The 13,721-nt window shown below is 41.8% G+C and carries 8 protein-coding genes; 4 read left to right on the forward strand and 4 right to left on the reverse strand.

Annotated features, from left to right (window positions below; genetic code table 11):
• Positions 1-151: 151 nt before the first annotated feature.
• Both gyrA and ACO1XM_RS13595 read left to right on the forward strand, forming a co-directional pair.
• Entirely contained in the window at positions 152-2,716 is a 2,565-nt protein-coding gene (gyrA, locus tag ACO1XM_RS13590) for a DNA gyrase subunit A (protein WP_486229867.1), read from the forward strand.
• Positions 2,717-2,744: 28 nt separating this feature from the next.
• Positions 2,745-3,935: a tetratricopeptide repeat protein gene (locus tag ACO1XM_RS13595; protein WP_486229869.1), complete on the forward strand. Its 1,191-nt coding sequence runs from the start codon at positions 2,745-2,747 to the stop codon at positions 3,933-3,935.
• 111 nt (positions 3,936-4,046) lie between these two features.
• Here the strand turns inward: ACO1XM_RS13595 and ACO1XM_RS13600 are convergent, their stop codons facing one another.
• The 4 genes from ACO1XM_RS13600 to ACO1XM_RS13615 form a co-directional block, all read right to left on the reverse strand.
• Positions 4,047-5,024 (reverse strand): ROK family protein, encoded by a 978-nt coding sequence (locus ACO1XM_RS13600; RefSeq protein ID WP_486229871.1) that lies wholly within the window; start codon positions 5,022-5,024, stop codon positions 4,047-4,049.
• A gap of 93 nt (positions 5,025-5,117) precedes the next feature.
• Positions 5,118-6,104, reverse strand: a complete 987-nt coding sequence (gene pfkA, locus ACO1XM_RS13605; RefSeq protein WP_486229873.1) for a 6-phosphofructokinase — start codon at positions 6,102-6,104, stop codon at positions 5,118-5,120.
• A 56-nt stretch (positions 6,105-6,160) separates the two neighbouring features.
• Complete coding sequence (gene pgi / locus ACO1XM_RS13610) at positions 6,161-7,813, reverse strand: glucose-6-phosphate isomerase (protein ID WP_486229875.1); 1,653 nt, start codon at positions 7,811-7,813, stop codon at positions 6,161-6,163.
• 200 nt (positions 7,814-8,013) lie between these two features.
• On the reverse strand, positions 8,014-8,838 hold the full coding sequence (locus ACO1XM_RS13615; protein WP_486229877.1) for an outer membrane beta-barrel protein: 825 nt from the start codon (positions 8,836-8,838) through the stop codon (positions 8,014-8,016).
• A gap of 131 nt (positions 8,839-8,969) precedes the next feature.
• Here ACO1XM_RS13615 and ACO1XM_RS13620 point away from each other — a divergent pair, with 131 nt between their 5' ends.
• Positions 8,970-10,748 (forward strand): PorP/SprF family type IX secretion system membrane protein, encoded by a 1,779-nt coding sequence (locus tag ACO1XM_RS13620; RefSeq protein WP_486229879.1) that lies wholly within the window; start codon positions 8,970-8,972, stop codon positions 10,746-10,748.
• A 3-nt stretch (positions 10,749-10,751) separates the two neighbouring features.
• Entirely contained in the window at positions 10,752-13,721 is a 2,970-nt protein-coding gene (locus ACO1XM_RS13625) for an FG-GAP-like repeat-containing protein (protein WP_486229881.1), read from the forward strand.

Consider the following 13,721-nt stretch of genomic DNA (forward strand, 5'->3'; position numbering starts at 1 on the left):
TGACGGCTTTCCAGCTACACTTTTTACTTACTACAAATCACTGATTTTCAATTCATTTATACTTCTATAATTCGTCTTTAAACAGCGCATTCTATCCGCATATTTGTTATCTTGCGCGCTTGAAAAAACAGCCTTAACCACTTAAGTATACATGGCAGAAGAAACTGGTAGTCTGCAACCTGGCAGACAGAGTATCATCCCGATCAACATTGAAGATGAAATGCGTACAGCCTACATCGATTATTCGATGTCGGTAATTGTTTCACGCGCGTTACCCGATGTGCGTGACGGCTTGAAGCCCGTACACAGAAGGGTACTCTATGGCATGTTGGAATTGGGCGTTAACTACAATAAGCCTTATAAAAAATCAGCCCGTATTGTCGGTGATGTAATGGGTAAGTATCACCCTCATGGTGACGCTTCTATTTACGACACCCTTGTGCGTATGGCGCAGGATTGGTCACTTCGCTACCCACTGGTTGACGGACAGGGTAACTTTGGATCGGTGGATGGTGATGCACCAGCCGCTATGCGTTACACCGAAGCGCGTTTAAGGAGAATAGCAGAGGAGATTCTGGCCGATATAAACAAGGATACGGTCGATTTCCAACCGAACTATGACGATCAGTTTACTGAGCCAACGGTATTGCCCAGCAAACTTCCCAACCTATTGGTGAATGGTGCTTCAGGTATTGCAGTAGGTATGGCTACCAACATGGCGCCCCACAACCTGCGCGAAGTAATTGATGGTGTTATTGCCTATATCGATAACAACGATATTTCAATAGATGCCCTCATGCAGTTTATCAAAGGGCCTGACTTCCCGACTGCCGGTATTATCTATGGCGTTTCCGGGGTACGTGAAGCGTACCATACAGGCCGCGGTAAAGTAATGCTGCGCTCGAGAGCAGAAATTGTAACGAACGAAAAGGGCAAAGATCAGATCATTGTAACCGAGATACCTTATCAGGTGAACAAGGCACAGATGATTGAAAAAACAGCGGCCCTGATCAATGAAAAGAAAATAGAAGGCATCACCGCACTGCGCGATGAGTCTGACCGGGATGGTTATAGAATTGTATATGACTTGCGTAAGGATGCTATACCCAATGTGGTGTTAGCCAACTTATTTAAGTATACACAGCTACAAACTTCTTTTGGTATCAATAACGTTGCCCTGGTAAAAGGCAGACCGTATACTCTCAATCTAAAAGAACTGATCAAGTACTTTGTAGAGCACAGACATGAAGTGGTTGTGCGCAGAACGAAGTACGAATTAGCTGAAGCAGAAAAACGCGCACATATTTTAGCGGGTTATTTAATCGCCTTGGATAATCTCGATGAAGTAATTTCATTGATCCGCAATTCCAAAGATCCTGATGAAGCAAAGGCAGAGTTGATGATGCGTTTCGGATTATCCGATATACAATCCAAAGCAATTCTGGAAATGCGTTTGCAGCGTTTAACAGGTCTGGAGCGCGACAAGATTCAGGAAGAATACAAAGAAGTAATGGCCTTGATTGACCGACTCAACGAGATCCTGAACAACGAAGGTATTCGTATGCAGATCATCAAAGATGAATTAGGTGAATTGCGCGAACGCTATGGTGATGAACGCAGAACAGAAATTGTTCCTGCCGAAGATGACATCACCACAGAGGACATGATTCCGAATGAGGCCATGGTGATTACCATTTCCAATCAGGGATACATCAAACGCACCTTGTTGTCTGAGTACCGTACGCAGGGCAGGGGTGGTGTTGGATCAAGAGGTGCTGCCACTAAAGATGATGACTTCACTGAGCATTTATTTATTGCCAACGCACACAATTATTTATTAATCTTCACCGATTCAGGAAAAGTATTCTGGAAAAAGGCATATGAAATTCCGGAGGGAAATAAAGTATCAAAAGGAAGGGCTATCCAAAATTTATTGAATATCGAATCCGGAGATACGGTAAGAGCGGTTATTAATGTAAGGTCATTGGAAGATGAAGAGTACATCAATAACAACTACGTTATTTTGTGTACCGAAAAAGGGGTGATAAAGAAAACGGCACTTGAAGCCTACTCACGTCCGAGACAAGCTGGTATCAATGCCATTACCATTAACGATGGTGACCGTTTGTTGAACGCCTCTTTGACCAATGGTAAAAACCACATTATCATTGCCAAAGCAGAAGGCAAGGCGGTTCACTTCGATGAAGGCGATGTGCGTCCGATGGGTCGTATGGCAGCCGGTGTGCGCGGTGTTACACTTGATTCCGACAACGATAAGGTTATTGGTATGGTGTGTATTACACGCGATGATGCTAACTTATTGGTAGTTTCAGAAAATGGTTACGGTAAACGTTCACCCATTGATGATTACCGCATTACACGCAGAGGAGGTATCGGTGTAAAAACCATTAATGTAACGGACAAAACTGGCAAGCTTGTTGCAATTAAGGAAGTAGCAGATGATGATGAATTGATGATTATCAACCGCTCTGGCATTACTATACGCATTAAAGTAGAAGAATTACGCGTAATGGGCCGTGCCACACAAGGTGTTAGATTGATTAAATTGAATGATGATGACAGCATTTCTTCAGTTGAAAAAATACAAAAAGTAGAAGGAGTAGCTACTGAATTGGGTGATGCAACAGAGCAGGATAATAAACTACCTGATACCGAAAATCCTGAAGCTGAGGCACCAGAAACCGACAACCAATAACTAAATTTGATTATAAACCTGAACTAAAATGAAAAAAGCAATTCTGATTTTATTACTGGCTCCGGCTTTGGCATTTGCGCAAAAGCCAGTGAAGCCAAACCTGAATAAAGTCCTTAACTTTTGGAAGGATGGAAAGTTGAAAGAGGCTAAAGAAATGGTTGACCTCGCAGAAACGGATCCTAAGCTTTCATTAGATGGCAAGACTTTCTACTACAAAGGTCTTGTTTATGCAGCGTTAGATACTACTTCTAACGAAGAGTATAAAGCTTTAGCCACTGAACCTCTAACAACTGCTTTGGCTGCTTTCGAAAAAGCTGACGGCATGTCTAAGGGCAAGGAATACTTTGTACAGGATGCTATGGGTCTTCCTCAGTTGAAGTCACAGCAAATGCTTGTGCTGGCAAACTTTTATTTGAACAAAGGCGCAAGTGCATTCCAGGAAGATGATTTCGATGCAGCAATTGCTGGCTTCAAAAAAACACAAACAATAATTCCTGATGATTCTACAGCATATTTCTATGGTGGTTATGCCTACTATCAGAAAGAAGAGTACCAGGCGGCAATAGATCAGTTCAAAACCTATTTAGACAAAGGAGGAAAATCAGTAGATGCCTACTCATTGATTATTAATACCTACAGCGGTCCACTTGAAAATAAAGAAGAAGCTTTAAAGTGGGCACAAACAGCAAAAGCTAAATTCCCTGCCGATGGAAATTTTCCTAAAGTTGAAATTGGTTTATTAATTGACCTCAATAAGATCGCTGATGCAAAAGGTGGCCTGGAGGCAGCAGTAGCAAAAGAACCGGAAAATAAAATTTTACACTTCTATTTGGGTTATGTTAACTCTAAACTGGAGAAGTGGGATGATTCTAAAGCTAATTATCTCCAGGCATTGAAAATTGATCCTGCCTATTTTGATGCACAATACTACCTCGCACAAATCTATTTGATCGATGCAGAAAAAGTGAAGAAGGAAATGAACAACCTTGGCATCACAAAAGAAGATCAAAAGAAGAAGCTTGAATTAGATAAGCTTTTAGTTGATAAGTATAAGTTGGCACTTCCTTATTGGGAAAAAGCCAATACTATGAAAATTGATGATACCAACTCTCGTATTGAAGTGTTGGATAAATTAAGCATGATGTACTACTATCTTGGCGAAGATGCCAAGGCAGCGGCAATTGAAAAGACATTGAAAGAACTTGGTGTTGAAAATTAATCGTTAATCAATACTTATAAAAAGAGGCTGCTTTCATCGGGCAGCCTCTTTTATTTTCCTTCGTTCCTTTTTCAGGAGCCAATAAGCAAGTTGATCTTATATTCTCTTGGCTTAGTTCGCCAGAGTAGTCTTTTTCTCCAGATAATCCCAAACCAGACTGCTCGCGCCTAAAATTGAAGCTGCCTGATTCTGTAAACCTGATGGTAGTATCTTTATCTTGCCCTTGAAAATAGGCATGATGTTAGCCTCCATGTGGTGTATGGTTGGTTTGAAAATCAAATCTCCCGCCAACGATAAACCGCCAAACAAGAAGATGGCTTCCGGATCAGTATGAACAGCAGTCTCAGCCAGTTTCATTCCTAAAATTCTGCCTGAGTAATCAAAACATGCTTTGGCTACTACATCTCCCTTCAAGGCAGCATCCGTAATCATTTTAGTGTCCAGGCTCTCGAAACTGATTTCCCGCAATACACTGTCTTCTAAATGATCAGCCAGTAACTTATAGACTGTTCTTTTAATACCTGTAGCAGAAACATAAGTTTCAAGGCAACCACGCTTACCGCAATTGCAATGACGACCAGCAGGGTTAACAGAGGTATGCCCCACTTCACCAGCAATGCCGTGCTTCCCATTTACTAAGTGACCGTTACAAACAATACCGCTGCCCAGTCCAGTGCCTAAGGTAATCACAATAAAATCCTTCATGCCCTTGGCTGCACCAAACACCATTTCACCAACAGCGGCTGCGTTGGCATCGTTAGTAACAATACAGGGTACGTTAAATTCATGCTTCACCATATCCGCTAAAGGAATAATCCCTTTCCATGGTAGATTCGTAGCATGCTCAATGGTGCCATGGTAATAATTACCATTGGCAGCACCTACACCAATACCCAGCAGTTGAGCAGGCCCGATTTCACTCAGCGATTTACGAATGGCTTGAGCCATGTCTTTAAAAAACGCATCAAAAGAATCGTCATGAGTTTTAGAAGAGATGCTGCCCTGCGTCAATACATTTCCATCGCGATCCACAACACCAAATTTTGTATTTGTGCCGCCAATATCAATACCTACTGTTACTGCTTTCATCTGTTAATAATGGTTTAAAGAGGTCAGATGCAATCGCCAATACACAAGCATCATTTTGTTTTATGCGATGGTTGTTATTGGCGATTGCATTCATTAAATGGAAAGTATTTTTGCAATGCGAAGTGATTCCTGATCTATCTCATGGATGTGATTAATAATGGTATCAAAACTGTTGTAAACAATTTTATTGTTACGAATACCAACCATTACATCGGTTTGACCATTTAAAATACCTTCAACTGCGGCAACACCCATCTTACTCGCAAGTACTCGATCGAAATAAGTGGGAGAGCCCCCGCGTTGTAAATGCCCTAACACGGTTACCTTAATATCAAAGTAATCAGAACGTTCGGCTACTTTTTTAGCCAGCTCAGTGGCACCGCCAATTTTGGAGCCCTCTGCTACGACAATCAGGTTTGATTTTTTGCTCGAGCCTTCACCGGCTGTGAGCAAGGTCATTAGATCATCGAAGCTCATGGTTTCTTCAGGAATAATCACCGCTGCAGCACCTCCTGCAATACCACTGTTAACAGCAATGTATCCGGAGTTGCGTCCCATTACTTCGATAAAAAATAAACGATTGTGTGAGAGTGCTGTGTCACGTATTTTATCAATCGCCTCTACAGCCGTGTTGGTGGCGGTATCGTAACCTATGGTATAATCCGTACCAGTTAAATCATTATCGATAGTACCCGGTATGCAGATAACAGGAATTCCAAATTCTTCAGTCAAATAATGTAATCCTGTAAAACTCCCATCACCACCAATAGCGACCAAGGCATCAATGCCCTCTTTCTTCAGGCTATTGTAAGCTTTTAGTCTCCCTTCTTTGGTGCGAAATTCTTTACTGCGTGCCGTCTTCAGAATAGTACCACCTCGTTGGATGATGTTACCTACCGAACGTGCACCAAGCTTTACAATATCACCATCAATCATGCCTTCATATCCGCGCATGATGCCGAATACTTCCTTCTGATAGTAGATGCCTGCTCTTACTACAGCGCGAATCGCTGCGTTCATGCCAGGGGCATCTCCACCGGATGTAAAGACGCCAATTCTCTTAATTTTTTCGTTTGCCATAGATTGAAACCCGCCAAAAATACGGGAAGGGTATTACTTTCCTAACAATTTCTTAATCATTGAAACTTCAATCGTTTGAAATGATTGATTAAGCCATTCGTTGAGACATCATGCGAGCTCACTTCGCCAGGTTGTGTAAGTTCAGGTAGTATTTTCTTGGCCAATACTTTTCCTAATTCAACACCCCACTGATCAAAGCTGAATACATTCCAGATGATTCCTTGAACAAAAATTTTATGTTCGTATAAAGCAATGAGTGATCCTAATGTTTGCGGTGTAATCTGTTTTACCAGTAGCGTATTCGTTGGTTTGTTACCTTCAAATACCCTGAAGGGCGCATGAAAGGAAATTTCATCAGCGCTCATACCTTGTTTCTTTAATTCAGCAACCACTTCATCATATGTCTTACCCTGCATAAGTGCCTCGGGCTGAGCAAAAAAGTTTGACAACAATTTATCGTGATGGTCACCAACAGGATTGTGACTAATTGCTGGCGCAATAAAATCACAAGGTGTTAGTTTAGTACCCTGGTGAATCAATTGATAAAAAGCATGTTGCCCGTTTGTTCCGGGTTCTCCCCAAATGATTGGTCCTGTCTGGTAAGAAACAGGCTCGCCATTACGGTCTACTGATTTACCATTGCTCTCCATATTGCCTTGTTGAAAATAGGCAGCAAAGCGATGCAGGTATTGATCATAAGGTAAGATGGCCTCAGAAGCAGCACCATAAAAATTATTATACCAGATGCCGATAAGTGCGAGCAACACCGGCATATTCTTTTCAAAACTTGCCGTGCGGAAATGTTCATCCATGTCATGCGCACCTTGTAAAAGTTGTTCAAAATTTTTGAAGCCTATAGTACAGGCAATGCTTAAGCCGATGGATGACCATAAGGAATAACGTCCGCCTACCCAATCCCAGAATACAAACATATTAGCCGGATCAATGCCGAATTTTACTACTTCCTTTTCGTTAGTAGATACAGCAACAAAGTGTTTGGAGACAGCACTTGCGTCTTTGGTTTTTTCAATAAACCAACTGCGTGCAGTTTCGGCATTGGTCATGGTCTCCTGTGTAGTAAAAGTTTTGGAGGCAATGATGAATAAAGTCGTTTCGGGATTTACCTTTTTAAGCGTCTCAACCATATGAGTGCCATCCACATTCGAAACAAAGTGTGGTGTAATGCCTTGCCAGTACGGCTTTAATGCTTCCGTAACCATGAGCGGCCCCAGGTCAGAACCACCAATACCAATGTTTACAATATCAGTAATGCGTTTACCGGTATAGCCCTTATGAGTGCCCTCCAGTAGTTTTGAAGAAAAATCTTTTATCTGTTCAAGTGCTTTATTCACTTGGGGCATCACATCCTCGCCCTCTACAAAGATTGGAGTATTAGTTCTGTTGCGCAGGGCAATGTGTAAAACAGAACGGCCTTCAGTTTGATTAATAACCTTACCAGTAAACATCGACTGAATAGCAGTGGCTAATTCAGTTTCAGCGGCAAGCGTTGTCAGCAATTGTATAGTTTCTTCGGTTATAATATTTTTTGAATAATCCAGCAGGATATCATTCAACGTTAAACTAAACTTAGAAAATCGTTCAGGATCTTCGGAAAATAATTCGCGTAAATGTGTTGCCTGCATCATCATGAAATGCATTTCAAGTTTTCGCCAGGCACTGGTGTCAGTTGGGTTGATAGCTGGTAGCATGTTGAATTTTTAAATAAACGGACGCTAAATTAAAATTAAAGTATTGCATTTAAGGATTATTGCGGAAATCTTACCGCAATCGTTATCGTTAGGTGTGAGCGGAGGGTATCTTACTATCTGCGCTTGTTGTACTATTATTCATCGGTGCAGTCCACTACAGCGGTGCCAATGGTTATGCCTGATTTTATGAATGCCTGAACTTACCTTCTCTTTTTTACTGGCTTGCGCTTCATTTCCTTGTCCTTGGTACTCTTACCCATCTTTCCTTCTTTTAAATTGAAATCAAAAACATAAGCGGCACTGATGGTAAGAAATTTTTCATTCGCGCGAAGGTTGTCAGAGAAGCCAAGTGTTCTCCACTGGGCACTATTGGTGTCTCCATAAAAGGTATGGCCTGAGGTAAACCTGATCTCCGTTGTGATTTTCTGTTTACGTCTTAACGGTGCCTCAAATCCCACACCGATGTTTACACCAAACAACCAACGGTTAATATCGGAGTAATACATTTTATCAAAATCAGCACCAGTACCCGGGGGTTGTACAGGCATAGGTTCAAAAACAATTTTATAATCCTGGTATTTTGTGGTGCCGATTTTTCCTTTACCACCTATCCAATAACTTATGTGGGGCCCCACATTAACAAACCATTTGGAGGGGATGTTTTGCTTAAGTTGAAAGGGAAATGATTTACGCAGCAACATAGTCGCATCCCCAAAATAGTAAGTCGCTACATTCCTCCAGGTGTCATCATTTGAAAGTATTCTTCTGCCGCGTTGTGAGAAACCACCTTCAACCACAAAATAATAATTGTCCTTAAGCGGAAAACTAATCAGACCTGCACCTGCATAACCAAATTTTAAACGTTGCGAAAATTCTTCTCTGTCAAATTTATCTGCGATAACAGAAAGCGATACAATGGGGCCGGCTTTAACGCCTAAAGAAAATTCCTGCGCTTTAACCGTTAAACAAGAAATCAGATTAACGATAAAAAATAGAAATAAAATAAAGGGCGTATGTTGCTTCATGAAAAATGGCGTTCTTGGCGCGATAATTATTTTAGGTTTAATGATGTTGTAAAAGGCTCTTATGCTGCCTAATGGAGTATAATTGTTGAAACTTAAGTAAATTTGATAGATTAAACATTTAATGGTTATTAATGAACGTAATCAAGATACCTTTCATATTAATCTTTCTTAGCATTGGGTGCATTTCATGGGCTCAGAATAATGCCAATTTTACCCAATTTTTTGTTAATCCCTATACAATCAATCCATCATTTGCGGGGGCGGACGGACAAAGGGTTTTATCATTGGCATACCGCAAACAGTGGTTGGGCATTAACGAGTCCCCCTCAGCAATAAATCTTAGTTTCCATACGCCTGCAAAAGCAGGACTCAATATGGGCTTTTTGATCAATAACGAAACGCGTGGCTTGCTAAGCCATACCGGTTTACAGGGATCCCTTGCGTATGAGCTTGATTTTGGTGATCACCGCTATATCAGATTTGGACTCTCCACAGGGGCGGCCATGAATAATATTGATTTAGCAAAGTTAGACGATAACGCAGCAAGCGATCCGGCTTTGGCCAATGCATTGGAAAATAGTTTTACCCTATTAGGCAATGCGGGAATCTCATTTCACCTAAAGCATACGCATATTGGTGTGGCCATACCAAGCTTATTTGCGCCAACCTATGTAAGCACAAAAAGTTTCACCATCGAGGAAGTTAATCCCTTGCAGGCCTTTATCGTTCATGGGAGCCACCGTTTTTATTTTTCAAAATTTAAACACGTGTTTGAACCCTATTTACTCTACAGAATTAATAGTGGATTGCCTGCACAGTTAGAAGCGGCCGGTGTTGTACATCTTAATCATACACTCTGGTTTGGCGCTTCTTATAAGCAGGATTTTGGTATTTCTGCTTTGGGTGGTGTAAAGTTGAATAAGTTGTTGGCAATGGGTGCTTCATTTTCGTTCAACAACACAGGGGTGTCTGATCTGAGCAGTCCTTCTTTCGAATTACAGATGAGTTATTTATTAGGTCCCAAAATAAAGAACCTGGAAGTCTATTCATTTGTATCGACCACGAAGCCCAAAACGATAAAGAAAACTGCTGCACAACTGGCGGCAGAGAAGAAAAAACGCGAGGAACTAGCACTTAAGAATAAGGAGGCGGCACTGGCTAAAAAGGAAGCACAAGAAGCACTTGCACAAAAACAAGCCGCAGAAAAAGAAGCGAAACGACAGGAGGAACTGGCCAAAAAAGATGCTGCTGCAAAAGAAGCCTTAAACAAAAAGCAAGCAGAGGAGGCACTCGCGCTAAAACAAGCGGAAGAGAGAAAACAGCAAGAAATAGCCAGACAAGCAGCAGAGGCTGAGGAAGCAAAAAGACAGGCTGCACTGGCAATAAAAGCAGAACCCATTAAACAACCTGAGCCTGTTAAAATTCAACCTGAACCTATAAAAAAGGATTCTGTGCCCAAGCAGCAAACAGGTGGCCCCAGACTGCGGCAAGAGGCTGTTGCAGCAGTAGTAACCCCTCCACCCCACGAAGACGAACATGGCGAAACGGAACGTATTTCACGTTTGGAAATTCACGATGATAATCCGACAGAACACCATGGTGACGAACCTGATGCACATCCGCATGCAGAAAGACATGAATTTGTGCCAAAAGGTAATCACAAGGATGAATTGGATTATGGTGATTATATTATCGTTGGTGTATTTAAATCTGATGCCAATGCAAAGCATTTTTCAGAAGGATTGGCTAATTTGAAGTTTAACGCTGATTATGGTCATTTAACGCTTAAAAACCTGTGGTATGTTTACCTTTTGAAGACTGACGCTATAGAAGTAGCAAGAGCAGAAAGGGACAAATACAGGAAAATGAAAATGTTTAGAGATGCCTGGTTGTTAACCGTACATGATTAGAAGATGAGGAATTTTTTTATTTACACGTTTACTGCCCTGTTTTTTGCAACGGCAGCCTATGCGCAAATACCGGTTATTGCTAACGTAACGCCTTCACCAACCTTTCCGGGCAATCGTGTGGTCATAACGGGTACAGGCTTTGGCAATAATGCTGCTTCACTCAGGGTGTTTTTTGATCACGTGCAAGGCACAAATATTGTTGCCACCGATTTGTCTATAGAAGTAACTGTACCACCTCAGGCGCGTTACGAAAACGTTGAAGTAATTAACGTTACCTCCAGGCTTTCAGCCAAATCTCAACTCAAGTTTCTGCCCTCCTTCAATGGTGCGACTTTTGATCCTTCAAAGTTCCAGTCCCAGATTATTTCAAGTAATACAGTTCCTGTTTTTGATATGTGCTCTTGTGATCTGGATGGAGATGGTAAGCCGGATTTGGCAGGTACTAAAAATGTGGCGGGGACGGATCTAATTATTTTGCATAACAAAAGCACCATAGGTACACCACTTTTCGATCGCTATGAAAAAAATAACCTGCCTTCGTTGAATATTAATCAATCAACAGAAAACATTGCTTGTGGCGATTTGAATGGAGATGGTAAACCCGATCTTATTGCGTCCAGGGGAGGTGCCTCAGCCAACAGCTTTTATATCTTCAGAAATATTAGTGGTGCAACACCCGATTTTGCGCCTGCTGTAGAAGTGTTTTTAAATGCAGGGCAAACGCTAAGACAAATTGAAATCCGAGATCTCAATGGTGATGGTAAACCAGAATTAATCATTGCAAACTCTGCCAACTCAGGTTTTCTTTATGTAATAGAAAACCAAAGCAGTGGTGGCAATATTATTTTTAATACAGCCGCTCCCGTGCAGGTACCGGTGGTTGGGGCTCCCAATACTTTGGCGCTTGAGGTACAAGACTTCGACAGTGACGGAAGACCGGATATTGTTGCAAGTCAGAATCAGGGATCTAATTTGTTCTTTATAAAAAATTTAAGTGGCACCTCACTCTCTTTTGCACCAGCCACATTGATTAACCTGCCAGGTACATTCAACGATATAAGTTCAGGTGATTTTAATAAAGACGGAAAATTGGATTTGGCTGTTACCAGTGTTTTTGGAACCCAATCTTTTGTGTTATTAAATAAATCTAATGCAGGCTCAACACCATTTCCTTCAACAGTTTCTGTGCCTGCAGAATCCATTACGCTGATTACTGCCGGAGGTCCCTTTGGCGTTGAAACAGAAGATATTAATGGCGATGGTTTTCCAGATGTAATCATCAACAACCGTGGCAATACCAACATCAGTATCTTCCTGCATAACAAAAACCTGACTACACCAGGCTTTATTGCATCACCGGTTAATGCATTTAAAAATGGTTGGTTTAGCAGGGTGGGAGATTTTGATGGTGATGCAAAACCGGATATTGTTTTTACTCAAGCCGTTACTTCCGGAGCGAACACCATCACCATCTTAAGAAATATAAACTGTCATCAACCATTGATAACCAATGAAGCTCCGATAAAAATCTGCCCTGGTCAGACAGTAACACTGGAGGCCATAAAATTACCCGGACTTACTTACGAGTGGAAAAAAGATGGAGCCAATTTTAAAGGGCCAGGTACTGATGCTTTTGCTGACATAACTGTTGCCGGTAGCTATACCGTTGAAGCCGTAGGTGAAGCAGGGGCCTGTACGCTTATATCTCTACCTTTTGAAGTTGAGTCAGGTTCTGGTTCCATTCCGACAGATGCAGTTATTAATCCCATTGCCGCGGCCTGTCCGGGGGCAGACCTAACCATTACAGCGGTGTCGCAAGCTGGTGCAGTATACCTATGGAGCGGCCCGAATGGTTTTACTTCTGAAACAGCCGTGCCCCAACTTGTTATTACTGATATCGATGCTGCCAAGGCTGGTATCTATACCCTCAAACTGAAGATTGGCGATTGTATAGGTACTGAAGATTCAGAACAGGCAGCCATTGTAGATGTGGGTAATGTTAACATCGGTAGCAATGTAGCAGGTCAGGTTTGCCAGGGTACCCCTGTAACCTTAAACGTAAATTCCTTAGCGGGAAGAACTTACCAATGGATAAAGGATGGTGTTGATATTGGTGGGCAAACATCCACTACACTTAATGTAACGCAGGCAGGCATCTACAAATTAAGAGTTACCTTCAGTGGTTGTTCTGAAGAAACAGCCGATTTCCCAGTATCTTTCTTTACCCAACCTGTCGCTAATTTTACTATTCCATCATCAGCATGTTTCGATGAAGTGATAAACTTTATCAACAACGCTACGGTAGACAACACCGCCACTGTTGTATACTCTTGGAACTTCGGAGATGGCAGTACAAGCATAGAACAATCACCGACCCATGTGTATACCACAATTCCAACCCAAAACCCCTCTTTAAGCATTTCATATACTGGTGTAGCTTCGTGTACAAGCACTGTGGATAAGGCCATTGCTGTTAATGCACCCATACAACCTGAGATTACGTCCGATGTAGCGGAGATTTGTCCTGGTGATGAGGCAGTGCTGCGTGTTAACGATGGCTTCAGCAGCTTCTCCTGGAGTAATGGTGGAACCACACAAGAAATAACCATTACAGAGCCAGCACTTCTTTTTGTAACAACAATAGATGCCAATGGCTGCGAAGGAAGTGCAAGTCTTGAAATTACACAGGTTGCCGATTGCAGTGAACCAGAAATTGTTATCCCCAATATGTTCTCACCTAATGGTGATAACCAAAACGACAACTGGATAGTGGCCGGGATTCAAGGTGTATCTGATTGTGAAATGAAAGTTTTTGATGAAAGAGGTATGCGTGTTTACGAAAAGAAAGGTTTTGAACCCACAGGTTGGGACGGAACTTTTAATGGCAAGATAGTACCCTCGGGTGTATATTATTACATATTTACCTGTCCAGGTCGAAAGACGATGACAGGGTCGGTTTTAATAGTGAAGTAA

This window comes from Chryseotalea sp. (assembly GCF_057350905.1).

Coding starts and splice junctions, on each gene's coding strand:
- ACO1XM_RS13615 (WP_486229877.1), bottom strand. CDS start 8,838: ATGAAGCAACATACGCCCTTTATTTTATTTCTATTTTTTATCGTTAAT.
- ACO1XM_RS13625 (WP_486229881.1), top strand. CDS start 10,752: ATGAGGAATTTTTTTATTTACACGTTTACTGCCCTGTTTTTTGCAACG.
- pfkA (WP_486229873.1), bottom strand. CDS start 6,104: ATGGCAAACGAAAAAATTAAGAGAATTGGCGTCTTTACATCCGGTGGA.
- ACO1XM_RS13600 (WP_486229871.1), bottom strand. CDS start 5,024: ATGAAAGCAGTAACAGTAGGTATTGATATTGGCGGCACAAATACAAAA.
- gyrA (WP_486229867.1), top strand. CDS start 152: ATGGCAGAAGAAACTGGTAGTCTGCAACCTGGCAGACAGAGTATCATC.
- ACO1XM_RS13620 (WP_486229879.1), top strand. CDS start 8,970: ATGAACGTAATCAAGATACCTTTCATATTAATCTTTCTTAGCATTGGG.
- pgi (WP_486229875.1), bottom strand. CDS start 7,813: ATGCTACCAGCTATCAACCCAACTGACACCAGTGCCTGGCGAAAACTT.
- ACO1XM_RS13595 (WP_486229869.1), top strand. CDS start 2,745: ATGAAAAAAGCAATTCTGATTTTATTACTGGCTCCGGCTTTGGCATTT.